The following is a 22,156-nucleotide window of genomic DNA, read 5'->3' as shown; positions in this document are numbered from 1 at the left end:
CCCGGCGGCGCCCTTCACCGCGCTGCTCGCGCACGCCAAGGACCGCGACCTGTGCGCCTTCGCGCACGCCGACGTCCCCTTCGAGCGGCTGGTCGAGGTGCTGAACCCGGCCCGCTCGCAGGCGCGGCACCCGCTCTTCCAGGTCGCGCTCTTCATGCAGAACCTGGGCCCGATCTCGCCCGCCATGCCGGATCTGGCGACCGAGCTGGTCGACTTCGACCCCGGCTTCGCCAAGTTCGACCTGCAGCTCACCCTCTCCGACGCGGAGCACGGCTACCGCGCCGAGTTCACCTACGCCACCGACCTGTTCGACGAGGCGACGGTGGCGGAGTTCGCGGTGAAGCTCCGCCGGGTGCTGCACGCCGTGGTCGGCGATCCGAGCGTCGTGGTCGGCGACATCCCGGTCACCGCACCGGCGGAGCTGGCCCTGGTGACCGGCGCGTGGAACGAGACCGCGCACCCGGTGCCCGGCCACCTCCTGCACGCGGGGTTCGCGGATCGGGTGCGCGCGAACCCGGACGCCGTCGCGCTGGTCGACGAGGCAGGCACGCTCACCTACCGGCAGCTCGACGACCGGGTGAACCGCTTCGCCCGGCTGCTCGCCGAGCGCGGCGCCTGCCCGGAGCAGCTCGTCGTGCTCGCCATCCCGCGCGGCGTCGACCTGGTGGCCGGCATGCTGGCGGTGCTGCGCACCGGCGCCGCCTTCGTCCCGGTCGACCCGGCGCACCCGGCCGAGCGCATCGGCCACATCCTGGACACCGCGCGCCCGGCGGTGCTGGTCGCCGCGACCGATTTCGCCGTCCCGGTCGACCCGGCCGTCCGCGTCCTGCTGCTCGACCGGGTGCGCTGGGCCGCGCTCGCCGCCGACCCGCTGCCCGCGGCACCCGTGCGCCCGGAGAACGCCGCCTACGTCATGTTCACCTCCGGCTCCACCGGCCGACCGAAGGGTGTCCTGGTACCGCACGGCGCGGTGGCGAACCAGATCGCCTGGATGGCAGCCGAGTACGGCTTCACCGCCGACGACGTCTACCTGCAGAAGACCGCCTCGACCTTCGACGTCTCGATCTGGGGCTACTTCGTCCCGCTGGCCACCGGCGGCCGGATCGTGCTCGCCGCCGAGGGCGGGCAGCGCGATGCCCGCTACATCGCCGAGCTGGTGCGCGAGCACGGCGTGACGCTGACCGACTTCGTGCCGTCGATGCTCGCGGTCTTCGCCCAGCACGCCCGCCCCGCCGAGATGGCCACGCTGCGCGATGTCTTCGTGATCGGCGAGGCGCTGCCCCCGGAGACGGTCGCCAGGGTGACCTGGGCGCGCGTGCACAACATCTACGGCCCCACCGAGGCCGCGGTCTCGATCACCGCGCAGGAGGCGACCGCGCAGGACACCGCGATCGGCTCGCCGGAGTGGAATTCCCAGGTCTACGTGCTGGATTCGCGGCTGCGGCCGGTCCCGGTCGGGGTGCGCGGCGAGCTGTACCTCGGCGGGGTCCAGCTGGCCCGCGGGTACGTGGGCCGCCCGGATCTGAGCGCGGATCGCTTCGTGGCGAACCCGTTCGGGGACGGCACCCGCCTGTACCGCACCGGTGACGTGGTCTCGTGGCGCGCCGACGGCGTGCTGGTCTACGCCGGGCGCGTCGACTTCCAGGTGAAGTTCCGCGGCCAGCGCATCGAGCTCGGCGAGATCGAGACGGCGCTGCTCGCGGTGCCCGGGGTGACCCAGGCCGTCGCCCTGGTGATCGACGGCCAGCACTTGGCCGGGTACGTGACCGGCGACGTCGACGGCCCGGCCGTGCGCGAGGCGGTCGGCGCGGCGCTGCCCGCCTACATGGTCCCGTCCGTGGTCACCGCGCTCGCGGAGTTCCCGCTGAACCCCTCCGGCAAGCTGGACCGGAAGGCGCTGCCGGCACCGGAGTTCGGCACGGTCGAGTTCCGCGCCCCGGAGACCGGCACCCAGACCCTGGTCGCCCAGACCTTCGCCGAGGTGCTGCGGGTCGACCGCGCTGGGCTCGACGACGACTTCTTCGCGCTCGGCGGCAGCTCGCTCGACGCCACCCGGGTCACCGCGCGGCTCAGCGAGGCGCTCGAGGTCAGGGTGCCGGTGCGGCTGCTCTTCGAGACCGCCGAGGTGGCCGGGCTCGCCGCGGCGCTCGACCGGCTGCTCGGCGCCGAGGCCGTCCCCGCGCGCCCGGCGCGCAGGGAACGCCCGCCGAGCATTCCGCTCTCCCCGGCACAGCGCAGGCTGTGGTTCCTGAACCGGATCGAGGTGCAGGACGGCGCGGACAGCGTCTACAACCTGCCCGTCGTGCTGCGGCTGCGCGGCCCGCTCGCGGTGGACGCGCTGGATCGGGCCGTGCTCGACGTGCTGATCCGGCACGAATCGCTGCGCACCGTCTTCCCGGACGACGGCGCGGGCCCGCACCAGTTCGTCGTGCCGACCGAGGAGATCGGGCTCGGCCTCTCCCCGGTCCCGGTCCCCGCCGACGGGGTCACCGAGGCGGTCGCCTCGGTGGTCGCCGCGGTCTTCGACGTGGCCACCGAGCTCCCGGTGCGGGTGGTGCTGCTCGGCGTCGAACCCGACGACCACGTGCTGGTCCTCGCGGTGCACCACATCGCCGCCGACGCGCTCTCCATGCCGCCGCTCGTCACCGACCTGGTCCGCGCCTACCGGGCGCGGGCCGATGGGGCGGAGCCGGAGTTCGGCGAGCTCGAGGTGCAGTACGCCGACTACGCGCTGTGGCAGCACGAGGTGCTCGGCGACCCCGCCGACGCGCGCTCGCTCGCGCACCGCCAGCTCGCCTTCTGGCGCGCCGCGCTGGCAGGCGCGCCCGCCGTCTGCACCCTGCCCGCGGACCGGCAGCGGCCCGCGCGGCCGACCAATCGCGGTGCGGCCGTTCCGCTCTCGATCGACGCGGGCACCGGCGCCGCCGTGCGCGCGCTGGCCAAGCGGGCCGGGGCCACCCCGTTCATGGTGCTGCACGCCGCGCTCGCGCTGACCGTCGGCCGGGCGGCCGGCAGCACCGACGTGCTGGTCGGAACCCCGGTCGGCGGGCGCGGCGATCGCGCGCTCGACCCGCTGGTCGGCATGTTCGTGAACACCCTCGTGCTGCGCACCCGGTTCGAGCCGGACGCCGGGTTCGGGGCGTTCCTGCGGACCGTGCGGGACGGCGATCTCGCCGCCTTCGGCGCCGCCGACCTGCCGTTCGAGGACGTCGTCGACGCGCTCGCCGTCGACCGGAGCAGCGGCGCCCCGCCGCTGTTCCAGGTGCTCTTCAGCTATGCCGAGCCGCAGCCGGCCTTCGCCGACCACCCGGCGTTGCGGGTGCCCGGGCTCACCGTGCACCCGGTCGAGGTCGACGACCCGACGGTCAAGGTCGACCTGCACCTGGTGCTCACCGAGCGCACCGGCGACAGCGGGCTGGACGGCACCCTGCGCTACGCCACCGAGCTGTACGACGAGGCCACCGCCGCCGCCTTCGCCGACCGGCTGCTCCGGGTGCTCGCCGCGGTGACCGCGGTGCCGGAGGCCCCGGTCGGGGATGTCGCGCTGCTCGACGCCACCGAGCGCTACCGGGTGCTGCGGCACTGGAACGACACCGGCCGCGAGCTGCCCGCCGCCACCCTGGCCGGGCTCTTCACCGCGCAGGTCGCCCGCACCCCGGACGCCGTCGCGCTCACCGCGGGCGACACCGACCTGCGCTACGCCGAGCTCGCCGAGCGGGCGCAGCGGCTGGCCCGGCTGCTCATCGGGCGCGGGGTCGGGCCGGACACCCTGGTCGCGCTCGGCATGCACCGCTCGATCGACCTGGTCACCGGCATGTACGCGGTGATCCTCGCGGGCGGCGCGTACCTGCCGCTCGACCCGGACCACCCGGTCGAGCGCACCGCGCACATCGTCGGCACCGCCGTCCCGCTGCTCGCGCTGACCTCCGGCGCCGATCTGCCGCGCGAGATCCCGGTGCCGCGGCTGCGCATCGACCGCACCGACCTCGGCGCGTATCCGGCCGGACCGATCACCGACGCCGAGCGGCGCGCGCCGCTGCGCCCGGATCACCTGGCGTACGTGCTCTTCACCTCCGGCTCCACCGGGCGGCCCAAGGGCGTCGCGATGACGCACGGCGCCGTCGCGAACCGGCTGCGCTGGATGCAGGGTGCGCACCTGCCGCTCGACCGCACCGACGTCGTCCTGCAGAAGACCCCGGTGACCTTCGACGTCTCGGTGCCGGAGTTCTTCTGGCCGCTCCAGGTGGGGGCGCGGCTGGTGCTGGCCCGGCCGGACGGCCACCGGGACCAGGACTACCTGGCCGAGCTCATGCGCCGCGAGGGCGTCACGGTGGCGCACTTCGTGCCGTCCATGCTCGCGGCCTTCCTCGCCGAGCCGAGGCAGGTGCCCACGCTGCGGCACGTGCTCTGCTCCGGCGAGGCGCTGCCCGCGGCGTCGGCGCAGCGGATGCGGGCGCACGGGGTCCGGGTGCACAACATGTACGGGCCGACCGAGACCGCGGTCGAGCTCTCCGTGCACGAGGTGCACGACGCCGACACCGGCATCGTGCCGATCGGCCACCCGATCTGGAACACCGCCGCCTACGTCCTGGACGCGCGGCTGCACCCGGTGCCGGTCGGCACCCCCGGTGAGCTGTACCTGGCAGGCGCCCAGCTGGCCCGCGGCTACCTCGGCCGGGCCGGGCTCACCGCCGACCGCTTCGTCGCCGACCCGTTCGGCGCCCCGGGCAGCAGGCTCTACCGCAGCGGTGACCTGGTGCTCCGCCGCGCCGACGGGGAGCTGGAGTTCCTCGGCCGCACCGACTTCCAGGTCAAGGTGCGCGGGCTGCGCATCGAGCTCGGCGAGATCGAGACCGCGCTCCTCGCGCTCCCCGCCATCGCCCAGGCGGCGGTCCTGGTGCGCGACCCCGGCACCGGCCCCGTCCTGGTCGCCTACCTCGTGGCCGCCCCCTCCGCCTCCTCGGACACATCCACCACCATCGACACGCACCGGGTGCGGGAAGCGCTGATCCGTACGCTCCCGGCGTACATGGTCCCCACCACCTACGTGGTGCTCCCGGAATTCCCGCGCACCCCCTCCGGCAAGCTCGACCGCACCGCTCTCCCGGCCCCGGAGCAACCCGCCACCACCTTCCGCGCCCCCGCGGGCGAGGCGGAACAGCTGGTCGCCGCGGTCTTCGCGGCGCTGCTGGCGACCGACGGGGTCGGACGCGACGACGACTTCTTCGCCCTGGGCGGCAACTCCCTGATCGCCACCCAGCTCGCCGCCCGCCTCGGCGCGGAGACCGGCACGACGGTCCCGGTCCGCGCCGTCTTCGACGCCGCGACCGTGCGCGACCTCGCCACCCTGATCGAACCCGCACTGCGCGAACAGCAGCGGACCGCCGACGCCCTCCCCCCGATCACCGCCCGCCCCCGCGACGGCGCCGTCCCGCTCTCCATCGCCCAGCAGCGCATGTGGTTCCTGAACCGCTTCGACGGCGGCAGCGGCGGCTACAACATCCCCTTCGCGCTCCGGCTCACCGGCGCGCTGGACGTGGACGCCCTGCGCGCCGCCGTGGACGACGTGCTCGCCAGGCACGAGACCCTGCGCACCGTCTACCCCGAGCACGACGGCGCCGCCACCCAGCTGGTCCTCCCCGCGGGCACCGAGCTGGTCGACCTGGTGGCGCGCACCGTGCGCCCCGCCGAACTCCCCGCCCTGATCGCCGCGGTGACGGGCACCGGCTTCGACGTGACCGCCGAGGTGCCGCTGCGCGCCAGACTGCTCCGCGTCACCGACGACCCCGCCGCCGACATCCCGCCCGGCCGCCAGGAGCACGTCCTGCTCTTCGTGGTGCACCACATCGCCGCCGACGGCTGGTCCTTCGCCCCGCTGACCCGCGACCTCACCGCCGCCTACGTGGCCCGCCGGGCAGGCGCCGCCCCGAACTGGCGCCCGCTGGAGGTGCAGTACGCCGACGTGGCGCTCTGGCAGCGCGACGTCCTCGGCGCCGCCGACGACCCGGCTTCGGTGCTCGGCCGCCAGCTCGGCTACTGGTCGAGGCAGCTGGCCGGCGCGCCGGAGCTGCTCCCGCTGCCCACCGACCGCGCCCGTCCCGCCGTCGCGGGCAACCGCGGCGGCGCCGTCACCGCCACCATCGACGCCGCACTGCACCGAGCCGTGCGAGAGACCGCCACCGCGCACCGCGCGACCCCGTTCATGGTGCTGCACACCGCGCTCGCGGTGCTGCTCGCCCGGGTCTCCGGCACCGCGGACGTGGTGATCGGCGCTCCGGTGGCCGGCCGCGGCGATGCCGCGCTCGACGAGCTGGTCGGCATGTTCGTCAACACCCTCGTGCTGCGCACCGAGGTGCGTCCGGAGCAGTCGCTGGCCGAGCTGCTCACCGCCGTGCGCGGCACCGACCTTTCCGCCTTCGACCACGCCGCCGTCCCGTTCGAGCAGCTGGTCGAGGTGCTGAGCCCGGTGCGCTCGCAGGCGCACGCCCCGCTCTACCAGGTGGCGCTCACCCTGCAGAACCACGCCGAGCCGGAGTTCCGGCTGCACCGCCTCGCCATCGCCGCGCTCGAGGTCGGCCCCGCACCCATCCAGGTCGACCAGGACTGGACGCTCACCGAGCGCACCGCGGACGGCGAACCCGCAGGCATCGACATCTACCTGCACTACGCCGCCGAGCTCTTCGACCCCGAGACCGCGCACGGCTTCGTCGCCGCCTTCGAGCGGGTGCTGCGCGCCCTGGTCCGCGATCCGAGCACGCCGGTCGAGGCCGTCGAACTGCTCTCCGCCGCCGAGCGCGACCTGCTGCTGGTCCAGCGCAATGCCACCGCGCGGGCGCTGCCGCCGCAGACCCTCGACGACCTGCTTCCCGCCCGCGCCGCCGCCGAGCCGCACGGCACCGCCGCGCTCTTCGACGGCGCCGCACTCACCTACGCCGAGCTGGAGACGCGGGTGCGCGGCCTGGCCCGCGCCCTGATCGCCCGCGGCGTCGGGCCGGAGACCGTGGTCGGCGTCGCGGCGCACCGCGGGCTCGACCTGCTGGTCGCGCTGTACGCGGTGGTCAGGGCGGGCGGCGCCTACCTGCCGCTGGACCCGGAGCACCCGGCCGAGCGGCTGAACCGCCTGCTCGCCGATGCCGAGCCGCTGCTCGTCCTCGCCCCGACCGGTTCCGGGCTGCCCCCGCTGGATGCCCCGATCCTCGACATCGCCGAACTCGCGGCGGCGCAGCCCGACTCCGGCCCCTGGCAGGACGCCGAGCGGCTGCGGCCGCTGCGGCCGGAGAACACCGCCTACGTTCTCTTCACCTCCGGCTCCACCGGCAGGCCGAAGGGCGTGACGGTGAGCCACCGCGCCATCGTGAACCAGCTGCGCTGGCTGGAGTTCCGCTACGGCGTCACCGCCGCCGACCGCATCCTGCAGCGCGCGCCGCTGACCTTCGACGTCTCGGTCTGGGAGGTCTTCCTCCCGGTGGCGGTCGGCGCCCCGCTGGTGATCGCGAAACCCGGCGGTCACCTCGACCTGGCCTACTTCGCGGAGTTGCTGCGCACGCACCGGATCACCATCGCCGAGTACGTGCCTTCGGTGCTCGCCGCGCTGCTCGCCGAGGGAATGGGCGACGCGCTCGCCTCGTTCCGGCATCTGCACTGCGGCGGCGAGGCGCTCACGCCGGACCTGCTCGTCGCGTTGCGGGGTGTGGTCGGCGGCGCGCTGCACAATGCCTACGGCCCCACCGAGGCCGCGATCTCGGCGGTCTACCACGAGTTCACCGCCGCCGACGCGGAGTCGGGGCGCGATGTCGCCATCGGCAGGCCGTGCTGGAACACCCGGGTGTATGTGCTGGACGCCAGGCTGCGCCCGGTGCCGGCCGGGGTGACCGGCGAGCTGTACCTGGCCGGTGCGCAGCTGGCCCGCGGCTACCACGGGCGCTCCGGGCTCACCGCCGAGCGGTTCGTCGCTGATCCCTTCGGCACGCCGGGCGAGGTCATGTACCGCACCGGCGACCTGGTGCGCTGGAACCGCGCGGGCGACCTGGTGTACCTGGGCCGCAACGACTTCCAGCTGAAACTTCGCGGGCAGCGGATCGAGCTCGGTGAGATCGAGAGCGCGCTGGCCGCGGTGCCCGGCGTCGCCAATGCCGCGGTGCTGGTGGCGCGGGACGCCGCCGGGCAGGACGTGCTGGTCGGCTACGTCAGCGGGGCCGGGCTGCGCGCGGAGTCCGTACTGGCCGCGGTGCGCGGCCGGCTGCCCGCCGCCATGGTCCCGGCGCGGCTGCGGGTGCTCGACGACATGCCGCGCACCACCGTCGGCAAGCTGGATCGCGCCGCGCTGCCGCCGTTCGAGGCGGCGGATGCCGCGGTGCGGTTCCTGGCCCCGCGCGAGGGGGCCGAGTCGGTGCTCGCCGCGCTGGTCGCCGAGCTGCTCGGCACGGAGGTGCCGATCGGCGCGGACGACGACTTCTTCGCGCGCGGCGGGAACTCGCTGCTCGCCATGCGGTTGGTGGCGCGGGCGAATGCCGCGCTCGGCGGCGCGCTCACGGTCAGGGAGGTCTTCGCCGCCCCGACCCCGGCGCTGCTCGCGGCCAGGGTGACCACCGGGACCGCCCGGCCCGCGCTCACCGCCCGGCCGCGCCCGGAGCGGGTGCCGCTCTCGCTGGCACAGACCCGGATGTGGCTGCTCAACCGGCTGGATCCGGATTCGGCGGTCTACCACATCCCGATCACCATCCGGCTGCGCGGCGCGCTCGACGTGGCCGCGCTGCGCGCCGCCCTGCGCGACGTCATCGACCGGCACGAGGCGCTGCGCACCGTCTTCCCCGACGACGGCGCGGGCCCGTACCAGCACATCCTCGCCGACTACCCGGCGCTCGCGCTCCCGGTCACCGACAGCACCGAAACGGCGCTCCAGGCAACCATTCTCGCGCTCACCGGCACCGGTTTCGACCTGCGCGTCGACCTCCCGCTGCGGGCCGCCCTCTACCGCCTCACCCCCGACGACCACGTCCTCGCCGTCGTCGTCCACCACATCGCGGCCGACGGCGTCTCCACCGCGCCCCTGGCCCGGGACCTCATGACCGCCTACACCGCCCGCGCGGCCCGTGCCGGCCTCGCGCCGAACTGGACCCCGCTCCCGGTGCAGTACGCCGACTTCACCCTGTGGCAGCACGAGACGCTCGGCTCCGCCGACGACCCGGACTCCGTCCTCGCCGACCAGATCCGCTTCTGGCGCACCGAACTCGACGGCCTCCCCCCGCTCCTGGAACTCCCGACCGACCGCCCCCGCCCCGCCATCGCCTCCGGCCGCGGCGCCACCGCCGAGTTCGCGATCGGCCCCGCGCTCACCGCCGCGCTCACCGACCTGGCCAGGGCGAACGGCGTCTCCACCTTCATGGTGCTGCACGCCGCCTACGCCACCCTGCTCGGCCTGCTCTCCGGCAGCACCGACATCGCGCTCGGCACCCCGGTGGCGGGCCGCGGTGAACAGGCGCTGGACGACCTCGTCGGCATGTTCGTGAACACCCTGGTGCTGCGCACCCCGGTGCGCCCGGAATCCACCTTCGCCGAACTGCTGCGCACCGTGCGCGAGCACGACGTCCGCGCCTTCGGCCACGCCGATCTCCCGTTCGAGCGGCTGGTGGAGGAGCTGGACCCGGTGCGCTCCCGCGCGCACGCCCCGATCGTGCAGACCCTGCTCACCTTCGAGCACCGCGACGACACCGTGCTCCGGCTCCCCGGCCTCGAGGTCGCCGCCTACCCGCTGGTCAACGACACCGCCCAGTTCGACCTGGCCCTCGAGCTCACCGAGCACGGCACGGAACACGGCACCGGGCTGCGCGCGCTCTTCCGCTACGCCACCGACCTCTTCGACCCGGCCACGGTCGCCGCGCTCGCCGCCCGCTTCGTCCGGGTGCTCGAGCAGGTCGTGGCCGCGCCGCTGGCGCGCCTCGGCGCCATCGACCTGCTCGACCCCGCCGAGCGGAACGAGGTGCTCACCGCCTGGAACGCCACCGAGCACCCCGGCGCCCCCGGCGAGACCCTGAACACCCTCTTCGAGCGCCAGGTCGCCCGCACCCCCGACGCCACCGCCCTGCGCGCGGGCGACACCACCCTCACCTACGCCGAGTTCGCCGCCCGGGTGCACCGCCTTGCCCGCTGGCTGACCGGCCAGGGCGTCGGCCCCGACTCCATCGTCGCGCTCGGCATGCGCCGCTGCGCCGACCAGGTGGTCGGCATGTACGCGGTGCTCGCCACGGGCGGCGCCTACCTTCCGGTCGACCCGGACCACCCGGCCGAGCGGGTGGAGTACGTGCTGGCCATCGCGCGTCCGCTGCTCATGCTGACCTCCGGTTTCGACCCGGAGGCCGGCGACGTCCGGCAGGTGCGGATCGACCGGCTGGAACTCGCCGGCTTCGCCGCGACCCCGCTCACCCAGGTGGATCTGCTCGGCGTCCGGCAGCCGGGGCACGCCGCCTACGTGCTCTTCACCTCCGGCTCGACCGGCCGCCCCAAGGGGGTGGTCGTCGCGCACGCGGCCATCGTGAACCGGCTGGTGTGGATGCAGGAGCGGTACCGGCTCGGCGCCGAGGACGTCGTCCTGCAGAAGACCCCGGCGACCTTCGACGTGTCGGTGTGGGAGTTCTTCTGGCCGCTGCAGGTCGGCGCCGCGCTGGTGCTGGCCGGGCCGGACGGGCACCGCGACCCGGCGCAGCTGGCGGCGCTGATCGCCGACGCGGGCGTCACCGCGGTGCACTTCGTGCCGTCGGTGCTCGCGGTGTACCTCGAGGAGCCGCGCGCGGCGGAGCCCGCCCGGCTGCGGCACCTCTTCGCCTCCGGCGAGGCGCTGCCCGCCGCTGTCGCGCAGCGGGCGCGGGCGCTGACCGGCGCCGCGGTGCACAACCTGTACGGCCCCACCGAGGCCGCGGTCGACGTCACGCACCACACGGTCGCCGATGCCGACGCCGAGTCGGTGCCGATCGGCGCGCCGGTCTTCAACACCCGCCTCTACGTGCTGGACGGCAGGCTGCGGCCGGTGCCGGTCGGCGTGCCGGGGGAGCTGTACCTGGCGGGCGCCCAGCTCGCCCAGGGCTACCTGGCGCGCCCCGACCTCACCGCGGACCGCTTCGTCGCCGCGCCCTTCGGCCCGGCCGGCGAGCGCATGTACCGCACCGGTGACCTGGTCCGCAGGCGCGCCGACGGGGAGCTGGAGTACCTGGGCCGCACCGACTTCCAGGTCAAGCTGCGCGGTTTGCGCATCGAGCTCGGCGAGATCGAGACCGCGCTCGCCGCGCTCCCCGGCATCCGCCGCGCGGTCGCCGCGGTCCGCACCGACCCGCACCGCGGCGATCAACTCGTCGCCTACGTCGTCCCGGATACGGCCGCGGGAACCATCGGCTCGTTCGACGCAGGCACCGCCCGCCGCGCGCTGGCGGAGACGCTGCCCGCGTACATGATCCCCACCGCCTTCGTGCCGCTGGCGACCCTCCCACTCAACCCGTCCGGCAAACTCGACCGCAACGCCCTCCCGGCCCCGGAATTCGAGACCGCCACCTTCCGCGCCCCGGAATCCGACACCGAACGCCTCGTCGCCCGGATCCTCGGCGAGCTGCTCGGCACGAGCGAGATCGGCGCCGACGACGACTTCTTCGCCCTCGGCGGCAACTCCCTGCTCGCCACCCGCCTGGTCGCCAGGCTCGGCACCGAACTCGCCGCCGAGCTCCCGGTCCGCCTGGTCTTCGAGGCCCCGACGGTCGCCGCGCTCGCCGCCCGCGCGGAACGGCTCGCGGGCACCGGCGGCCGCCCCGCGCTCACCCGCCGCCCGCGCACCGAGCTGGTTCCGCTCTCCCCGGCCCAGCAGCGCATGTGGTTCCTGAACCGCTTCGACCCGGCCGAGACGGTGAACAACATCCCCGCCGTCATCCGGCTCACCGGCCCGCTCGACGTCGCCGCGCTCACCGCCGCGCTGGCCGACGTGGTCGCCAGGCACGAGACCCTGCGCACGCTCTACCCCGACCTGGACGGCACCGGCTGGCAGCGGGTGCTGCCCGCGGACCGGTCGCCCGCGCTCACGGTCACCGACGAACCGGACCCGGCCCGGGCCGTCGCCGAGCTGGTCGGCACCCCGTTCGATGTCACCGCCGAGGTCCCGGTGCGGGTCGCGCTGCTCAGGCAGAGCCCGGCCGCGCACGTGCTCGCCCTCGTCGTGCACCACATCGCCGCCGACGGCTTCTCGCTCGGCCCGCTCGCCCGCGACCTCGCCACCGCCTACGCCGCGCGGACCGGGAACACCGCCCCGGCATGGACCCCGCTCCCGGTGCAGTACGCGGACTACGCGCTCTGGCAGCGCGAGCTGCTCGGCGCCGAGGACGACCCCGGCTCGACCGCCGCCGCCCAGCTGGGGTACTGGCGCGCCGCGCTGCGCGGCGCCCCCGCCCAGCTCGATCTGCCCACCGACCGCCCGCGCCCGGCCGTCGCCTCGCACCGGGCGGGGGAGACCACGCTCCCGCTCGCCCCCGCGCTGGTCAGGTCGATCGCCGCACTGGCGGCCGCGCACGACGCCACCCCGTTCATGGTGGTGCACGCCGCGCTCGCGACCCTGCTCGCCCGGCTCTCCGGCACCGCCGACATCGCCGTCGGCACCCCGGTCGCCGGCCGGGGCGCCGCCGAGCTCGACGACGTCATCGGCATGTTCGTGAACACCCTCGTGCTGCGCACCGAGGTGCCGCCCGCCGCCCCGTTCGGCGCCGTGCTGCGCCGGGTCAGGGAGACCGACCTGGACGCCTTCGCGCACGCCGACGTCCCCTTCGAGCGGCTGGTCGAGGTGCTCGACCCGCCGCGCTCGCAGGCGCGGCACCCGCTCTTCCAGGTCGCGCTCTTCTTCCAGAACCTGGAACCGGTCGCGATCGAGCTGGCCGGGCTGACCCTGGCCGAGCACCGCGTCACCGAGGTCGGCACCCGCTTCGACCTGCAGCTCACCGTCACCGCCGACGCGCTGCTGCTGACCTACGCCGCCGACCTCTTCGACGAGCCGACGGTGCGCGGCTTCGGCGAGCGGCTGCTCCGGCTACTGGCCGCGGTCACCGCGACCCCCGACCAGCCGGTCGGCGACATCGAGCTCTTCGAGCCGGGCGAGCGGCACCGGGTGCTCACCGAGTGGAACGACTCCGCGCACGTCTCCTTCGGCTCCGAGCTGCTGCTGGACGAGTTCTCCGCGCAGGCCGCCGCCACCCCGTTCCACCCGGCGCTGGTCTTCGTCCCCGACGACGGCGGCGCCGTCACCAGCATCACCTACGGTGATCTCGCCCGCCGGGTGAACCAGCTGGCCAGGCACCTGATCGAGCTCGGCGTCGGGCCGGAGGCGCTGGTCGCGCTGGCCCTGCGCCGCTCGATCGACCTGGTGGTCGCGGTGTACGCGGTGCTGGAGGCGGGCGGCGCCTACGTGCCGATCGACCCGGACCACCCGGAGCGGCGGATCGCGCACATCCTGGAGACCGCGCGCCCCGCCGTGGTGCTCGCCACCGCCGGAACCGAGATCGCCTGCGATGGCACCGTGGTCCGGCTGGACGAGCTGCGGCTGGACGGCTACCGGGACGACCCGATCGGCGCGGACGAGCGGCCGCTGCCGCTGCGCCCGGCGCACCCGGCGTACGTCATCTTCACCTCCGGCTCCACCGGCAAACCCAAGGGCGTCAGCGTCTCGCACGCCGCGATCGTCAACCAGGCCAACTGGATGCTGTCCCGGTATCGGCTGGCGGCGGGCGAGGTGTATCTGCAGAAGACCGCCACCACCTTCGACGTCTCGCTGTGGGGTTATTTCCTGCCCCTGCGGGTCGGCGCCACCGTCGTGCTCGCCGCACCGGACGGCCACCGCGACCCCGGCTACCTCACCGAGGTGATCGCCGGATACGGCGTCACCGCCACCGATTTCGTGCCGTCCATGCTCAGCGTCTTCGCCGCGCACGTGGCGGCGGCGGGCCGCGCCGACGCGCTGGCCACGCTGCGGCAGGTCTTCGTGATCGGCGAGGCGCTGCCCGCCGAGACGGTCAGGGCCTTCGGCGCGGTGAGCCCGGCGGCGCTGCACAACCTGTACGGCCCCACCGAGGCCGCGGTCAGCATCACGCACCGCGACGTCACCGGCGAGACCGGCCGCGGCGTGCTGCCGATCGGCGTCCCGGAGTGGAACAGCCGCGTCTACGTGCTGGACAGCAGGCTGCGACCGGCACTGCCCGGCGTCGCGGGCGAGCTCTACCTGGCCGGTATCCAGCTGGCCCGCGGCTACCAGGCCCGCCCCGACCTCACCGCCGACCGCTTCGTCGCCGACCCGTTCGCCGGGCCGGGCCAGCGCATGTACCGCACCGGCGACCTGGTGCGCTGGGACACCTCCGCCCACGCCCCCGAGCTGATCTACCTGGGCCGCACCGACTTCCAGGTGAAGTTCCGCGGCCAGCGGATCGAGCTCGGCGAGATCGAGGCGGTGCTGGCCGCGGTGCCTGGCGTCGCGCAGGCCGCGGTGCTCGTCGTCGGCGAGCACCTGGCCGGCTACCTGACCCCGGCGCCGGGCGCCGCGCTCGACGACGCCGAGGTGCTCGCCGCCGCGGCCGCCGCGCTGCCCGCGTACATGGTCCCCGGCGTGCTCGTGGTGCTGGACGCCTTCCCGCTCAACGCCTCCGGCAAGCTGGACCGCGCCGCGCTGCCCGCCCCCGAGTTCGCCCGCACCGCCTACCGCCCGCCGGTGACCCCGGTGCAGCGGCAGGTCGCCGCGGCCTTCGAGGCGGTGCTCGGCGCCACCCCGATCGGCCTGGACGACGACTTCTTCGCGCTCGGCGGCAACTCGCTCAGCGCGACCAGGCTGATCGCCCGGCTCGGTGCGGCGCTGGACCGGCGGGTGCCGGTGCGGCTGCTCTTCGAGGCGTCCGGGGTGGCGGCGCTCGCCGAGCGGATCACCGCGGAATCGGTGGCGGGCGACGTGGTCCCGCTGCTGGCCGGTGCCCGCCCCGAGCGGCTCCCGCTGGCCCCGATGCAGCGCGGCATGTGGCTGGCCAACCGGCTCGACCCGGACTCCGCCGTGCACAACATCCCGGTCGCCGTCCGGCTGCACGGCGGCCTCGACACCGCCGCGCTGACCGCCGCCTTCGCCGACGTGGTCGCCAGGCACGAGGTGCTGCGCACCGTCTACCCGGCCGGGCCGGACGGCACCGGACACCAGGTGATCCTGCCCGCCGACCCGCCGCCGCTGCGGCTGGAGGTGCGCGATCCGGACGGCGCCCCGCTCGCCGAGCGGATCGGCGCGGTACTCGCAGGCGGCTTCGACGTCACCGCCGAGGTGCCGGTGCGCGCGGTGCTGCTGCGCGAGGACCCCACCAGCCAGGTGCTGGTCGCGGTGCTGCACCACGTCGCCGCCGACGGCCACTCGATGACCCCGCTGCTGCGCGACCTCATGGCCGCGTACCTGGCCAGGGTGCTCGGCACCGACCCGGCCTGGCCGCCGCTCACCGCCCAGTACGCGGACTACGCGCTCTGGCAGACCGCCGCCGTCGAGGCGAGCGCGGAGACCGAGCTGGCCTTCTGGCGGGAGACCCTGCGCGACCTGCCCGACCCCGCGCTGCCCACCGACCGTCCGCGCCCCGCCGTGGCGAGCCACCGCGGCGGCACCGTGCGCGCCCGGATCGGCGCCGAGGTGGCCGGCCGGGTGCGGGCGCTGGCCGCCGAACACCGGGCGACCCCGTTCATGGTCGTGCACGCCGCGCTCGCGGTGCTGCTCGCCCGGCTCTCCGGCAGCGCCGACGTGGTGGTCGGCACCCCGGTCGCCGGGCGCGGCGCGGCCGCGCTGGACGACCTGGTCGGCATGTTCGTGAACACCCTCGTGCTGCGCACCGAGATCGATACCGCCGCACCCTTCGCCGAGCTGCTCCACACCGTGCGCGGCGCCGACCTGGCCGCCTTCGGCCACGCGGGCGTTCCCTTCGAACGGGTCGTGGACGAGCTCGGCACCGAGCCGTCGCCGGCCAGGCACCCGCTCTTCACCGTCGCGCTGAGCTACCTGGCCGACGGCTCCCCGGCGGGCGCCGCGACCGCGGTGCCGGGGCTGGATCCGAGCCCGGTGGAGTTCACCGAGGCGGTGGCCCGGTTCGACCTGCAGTTCACCGTGGCAGGCGACCCCGACGCCGACGGCCACCTGAGCGTCGAGCTCGACTACGCCACCGACCTCTTCGACGAGGGCACCGCCGCCGGGCTGCTGCGCCGCTTCGGCAGGCTGCTCGGCGCGCTCACCGCCGACCCGGCCCGCCCGGCGGGCGACGCCGAGCTGCTCGCCCCGGCCGAGCGCGCCGCGCTGCTCGTCGCCCCCGCCGGCACCGTGCCGCCGCGCACACTGCCCGAGCTCATGGCCGCGGCCGTCGCGCTCAACCCGGACGCCACCGCGCTGGTCGACGGCGTGCGCGAGCTGCACTACCGGGCGCTGGACGAGCGCTCCACCCGGCTGGCCCGGCTGCTCGTCGAGCACGGCGTCGGCGCCGAGGACACGGTGGCCGTCGCGGTGCCGCGCTCCGCGGAGTCGCTGCTCGCGCTCTGGGCGGTGGCCCGCACCGGCGCCACCTTCGTCCCGGTCGACCCCACCTACCCGGCCGAGCGGGTCAGCCACATGCTCACCGACTCCGGTGCGACGCTCGGCCTCACCGTCGGCGCGGTCCGCGCCGAGCTGCCCGGCGACGTCGAGTGGATCGCGGTCGACGCCGCCGACACCGCCGCCAGGCTGCGCAATCTGCCGCCCGGCGCGGTGCGGCCGCTCCGCCCGATCCGCCCCGAGCACCCGGCCTGGATCATCTACACCTCCGGCTCCACCGGCGTCCCGAAGGGCGTGGTCGCCACGCACGGCGGGCTCGCCGGGGTGGCGGCGGCCCAGCTCGCCGCCTACCGGACGACCGCGCGGTCCCGCGTGCTGCACGTGGCATCGCCCAGCTTCGACGCCTCCATGCTGGAGCTGCTGCTGGCGCTGGCCGCGGGCGCCAGGCTGGTGATCGCGCCCGCCGGGGTGTACGGCGGGGCGGAACTCACCGCGCTCATCCGGCGCGCCGGGGTCACGCACGCCTTCCTGACCCCCGCGGTGCTGCGCACCCTCGACCCCGAGCAGCTGCCCGGCCTCGCGCACCTCACCGTCGGCGGCGAGGCGTACGGCCGCGACCTGGTCGACCGCTGGGCGCCGGGCCGCGCGCTGCACAACACCTACGGCCCCACCGAGACCACCGTCATCACCAGCATCAGCGCCCCGCTGCGCGCGGGCGAGCCGTTCGACATGGGCGCGCCGATCGACGGCATGTCCGCCCTGGTCCTGGACGCCAGGCTGCGGCCGGTCCCGGTCGGCGTGGTCGGTGAGCTGTACCTGCGCGGCCCCGGGCTCGCCCGCGGCTACCACCGGCGGCCCTCGCTCTCGGCCGGCCGCTTCGTCGCCGATCCCTACGGCCCGGCGGGCGGGCGGCTCTACCGCACCGGTGATCTGGTGGCCTGGACCGCGGGCGGCGGGCTGCGCTACGCGGCCCGCGCCGACCAGCAGGTGAAGGTGCGCGGGCTGCGCATCGAGCTGGGTGAGATCGACGCGGTGCTCGCCGCGCACGGGTCGGTCGGCGCCGCCGTCACGCTCGGGCACCCGGACCCGTCCGGGAACACCGCGCTGGTCGCCTACGTGGTGCCCGCGCCCGGCCACACCGTCGACATCGCCGAGCTCACCGCGCACGCCGGGCGCTCGCTGGCCGGCTACATGGTGCCCGCCTCGATCACCGTGCTCGACGCGCTGCCGCTCACACCGGTGGGCAAGCTGGACCGGAAGGCGCTGCCCGCGCCGGAGTTCCGCGGCACCGAGTTCCGCGCCCCGCGCACCGCCGCCGAACACGCGGTCGCCGAGGTCTTCGCCGAGCTGCTCGACCTGGAGCGGGCCGGGCTGGACGACGACTTCTTCGCGCTCGGCGGGAACTCGCTCACCGCCACCCAGCTGGCCGCGCGGCTCGCCGCCCGGCTCGGCGCCCCGGTCGGGGTGCGCCTGGTGTTCGAGCACCCGACGGTCGCCGCGCTCGCCGCCGAACTCGGCGCCGCCGGCGGCGATTCCGCGCCCGCGCTGGTCCGGCGGGAGCACACCGGCCCGGTCCCGCTCTCGCTGGCCCAGCAGCGCATGTGGCTGCTGAACCGGCTCGACCCGGAGTCCACCGCCTACAACATCCCGCTCGCGGTGCGGCTCGGCGGCGACCTCGACATCGCGGCGCTCGACGCCGCCGTCGCCGATGTCGTCGAGCGGCACGAGACGCTGCGCACGGTGTACCCGAACACCGGATCCGGGCCGGTGCAGGTGGTCCTGCCCACCGCGGAGGCGGGGCGGCCGGTGCTCACGCCGATACCGGTCGCGGAGGACGATCTGCTCGCCGCCGCGGGTGACTTCATCGGCGCCGGGTTCGATGTCACCGCCGCGGTCCCGGTCCGTGCCCGGCTCTTCGCCGTCATCGGTGCGGCATCGGCCGACGCGCCCGCGGAGCATGTGCTCGTCGTCGTCGTGCACCACATCGCCGCCGACGGCTCGTCGCTGGCCCCGCTCGCGCGCGACCTCGTGCGCGCCTACGCGGCCCGCCGCTCCGGCGCCGCACCGGCGTGGACCCCGCTCCCGGTGCAGTACGCCGACTTCAGCCGCTGGCAGCGCGAAACCCTCGGCGCCGAGGACGATCCCGGCTCGCTGGTCACCCGCCAGCTCACCTTCTGGCGGGAGACCCTGGCCGAGCTGCCCGCGCAGCTCACCCTGCCCGCCGACCGCCCGCGCCCCCCGGTGGTCTCCACCAGGGGCAGGCACCTCGACTTCACCGTCGACGCCGGGCTGCACGGCCGCCTCGCCGAGCTCGGCAGGCAGCGCGGGGCCACGCTGTTCATGGTGCTGCACGCCGCCTGGGCCACGCTGCTGGCCCGGCTCTCCGGCACCGCCGACATCGCCGTCGGCACCCCGGTCGCCGGGCGCGGCGCCGCCGAGCTCGACGACGTGGTCGGCATGTTCGTGAACACCCTCGTGCTGCGGGCCGAGGTGCGCGCCGCCGACCCGTTCCTCGACCTGCTCACCCGGGTGCGCGAAGCCGACGTCGCCGCGTTCGCGCACGCCGACGTGCCGTTCGAGCGGCTGGTCGAGGTGCTCAACCCGGAGCGCTCCACCGCGCGGCACCCGCTCTTCCAGGTCGGCTTCTCCTTCCACAACCAGGCCGAGGCCGATCTGGAGCTGGCCGGGCTGCGGGTCGGCGCGCTCGACATCGCCTCCGAGGTGTCGCAGTTCGACCTGCACCTGGTGATCACCGACCGCTACCACCCGGACGGGTCGCCCGCCGGACTCGCCGCCTCGCTCACCTACGCGACCGCGCTCTTCGACGAGTCCACCGTCGCCGGATTCGCCGGCCGGCTGCACCGGCTGCTCGACGCCGTCTGCGCGGCGCCGCAGCTCCCCGTCGGCGACATCGCGCTGCTCGATGCCGCCGAGCGCGAGCGGCTGCTGCACACCTGGAACCGGCCGGATCGCTCGCTGCCAGGCCCGGCCACCCTGGTCACCGGCTTCGAGGAGCAGGTGCGCCGGACGCCGGAGGCGATCGCGCTGGTCGACGGCGCCGTCACCGTCACCTACGCCGAGTTCGCCGCCAGGGTGAACCGGCTGGCCCGGCTGCTCGCCGGCCGCGGTCTCGGCCCGGAAACGCTGGTGGCGCTCGCGCTGCCACGCGGGGTCGACCTGGTGGTCGGGATGTACGCGGTGCTCACGGCGGGCGCCGCCTACGTCCCGCTCGACCCGGCGCACCCCGCCGAGCGGACGGCCACCGTCCTCGCGGCCGCCGCCCCGCGGCTCGTGCTGACCTCCGCCGCCTGGCCGCACCCCCTTCCCGGCCACCGGGAGGTGCTGAACGTGGCCGTCGCCGAAACGCCGACGTTCGCCCTGTCCAGCGCTGCCCTGCGCGACGACGAGCGCACCGCCCCGCTCCGCCCCGAGCACCCGGCGTACGTCATCTTCACCTCCGGCTCCACCGGAACGCCGAAGGGCGTCGCGGTCCCGCACGCCGCCGTCGCGCACCAGCTCGAATGGATGCAGTCCGAGTACCACCTCGGCGCCGACGACGCCGCCCTGCTCACCACCTCCGCCGCCTTCGACCTCTCGGTCTGGGAGTTCTGGCTGGCCCCGCGCACCGGTGCCCGCCTGGTCATCGCCCCGCAGGACGCCCAGCGCGACCCGCGCGGCCTGCTCGACCTGATCGAGCGCACCGGCGTCACCACCGTGACCCTGGTCCCGTCGCTGCTCGCCATGCTCGCCGAGACCACCGGCGCCGCACCGCTGCCCGCACCGCTGCGCCGCCTGCTGGTGATCGGCGAGGCGCTGCCCGCCGCCACCGTGCGCCGGGTCGCCGCGCTGACCGGAGCCCGGATCGACAACCTCTACGGCCCCACCGAAGCCGCGGTCTCGATCACCCGCTACCGCACCGAATCCGGGCTGCCCGGCCCGGTCACCCCGATCGGAACGCCGGAGGCGGGGTCGCGGGTGCACGTCCTCGACGACCGGCTGCACCCGGTGCCGATCGGCGTCACCGGCGAGCTGTACCTGGCCGGTGCGCAGCTGGCCCGCGGCTATCACGCCCGCTCCGAGCTCACCGCCGAGCGCTTCGTCGCCGACCCGTTCGGCGGGCCGGGGGAGCGGCTCTACCGCACCGGCGACCTGGTGCGCTGGAACGCCGACGGGCAGCTGGAGTACGTGGAGCGCCGCGACTTCCAGGTCAAGGTGCGCGGCTACCGGATCGAGCTCGCCGATATCGAGCACGCCCTGCGTGCGCAGCCCGGGGTGCGCGCGGCGGCGGTGCTCGCGCACGGCTCCGGCGAGCACACCCTGCTCGCCGGGTACTACGCCGCCGACGCGGTCGACCCCGCCGAGCTGCGCGCCGCGCTGGCCGAGCGGCTGCCCGGCTACATGGTCCCCGCGGTGCTGATCCCGCTGGACCGGCTGCCGCTCACCGCCAACGCCAAACTGGACAGGGCCGCGCTGCCCGCCCCCGAACTCGCCGCCGCCGAGTTCGCCGCGCCCGCAACGGAGCTGGAGCACGTTGTCTGCGCCGCCTTCGCCGACGTCCTCGGCGCCGAGCGGATCGGCACCACCGACAACTTCTTCGAGCGCGGCGGCAACTCGCTGCTCGCCACCACCCTGGCCGGGCGGATCGCGGCCGAGCTCGGCGAGACCGTCTCCGTGGTCTGGCTCTTCGCCGCCCCCACCCCCGGCGGGCTGGCCGAGCGGATCACCGCGCACCGGGCCGGGCGCGGGCGGATCGACCGCGAGGTCGCCTACGAGGTGCTGCTCCCGCTGCGCGCGGGCGGCAGCGCGGAGCCGCTGTTCTGCTTCGCCCCCGCGGGCGGCATCGCCTGGTCGTTCGCCGGACTGGCGGCGCACGTGGACCGCGAGCGGCCGCTCTACGGCCTGCAGTCGCCGGTGCTCGCCGGAGAGCCGGAGCTGCCCGGCTCGCTCGCCGAGTGGGCAACGCGCTGCGTCGACGAGATCCGCGCGGTGCAGCCGGAGGGGCCGTACCACCTGCTCGGCTGGTCGCTGGGCGGGGTGCTCGCGCACGCCGTCGCGGTCGCGCTGCAGGACCGGGGTCAGCAGGTCGCGCTGCTCGGCATGATGGACAGCTCACTCGAGGTGCCCGCCGAGCGGGACGGGTCCGTTGTCGTCGGTGACCTGTTGGGCGGTCTGCTCGGTGGCTCGCAGGCCGCGAGCCTGACCCTCGGCTCGGCCGCCGCTTCCGGTGGCCAGGAGCCGGCCGGCTCCGCGCCGGTGGCCCCGGCCCCGGTCACCCTCGGCGACCTCGCCACCCGCCTCGGCGACCTCCCCGAACCCTTCGCCTCCTTCGGCGCCGACCGCCTGCACCGCGTCCTCGACGCCGGTGTCCGCTCACTCGACCTGGTCGCCGGCTACCGCCCCCGCCCCTACAAGGGCGACCTCGTCTACTTCACCGCCGCACTCGACGACCCCACCGGTGCCACCGGCGCCGCCGGCTGGGCGGGCGCCGTCGACGGCACCGTGCACAACCACGCGGTCCCCGCGACGCACTGGCACATGACCACCGAACCGGCGCTCTCCCGGATCGGCCACGTCCTGGCCGACCTCTGGACGCGGCACCCATAG

At 75.5% G+C, this 22,156-nt stretch carries 1 protein-coding gene (only partly in view); it reads left to right on the top strand.

Going from position 1 to position 22,156, the window contains the following annotated elements:
* Positions 1-22,156, top strand: the 3' portion of a protein-coding gene (locus tag ACFO0B_RS11510; protein ID WP_378612388.1) for a non-ribosomal peptide synthase/polyketide synthase. The gene continues 3,131 nt to the left of window position 1, outside the view; 22,156 of the gene's 25,287 nt are visible here — the last part of the coding sequence; its start codon lies off the left edge, out of view; its stop codon occupies positions 22,154-22,156.

The organism is Nocardia jiangsuensis, assembly GCF_042650385.1.
Lineage (GTDB): Bacteria > Actinomycetota > Actinomycetes > Mycobacteriales > Mycobacteriaceae > Nocardia > Nocardia jiangsuensis.
This window is presented reverse-complemented; position numbering and strand designations above follow the sequence as displayed.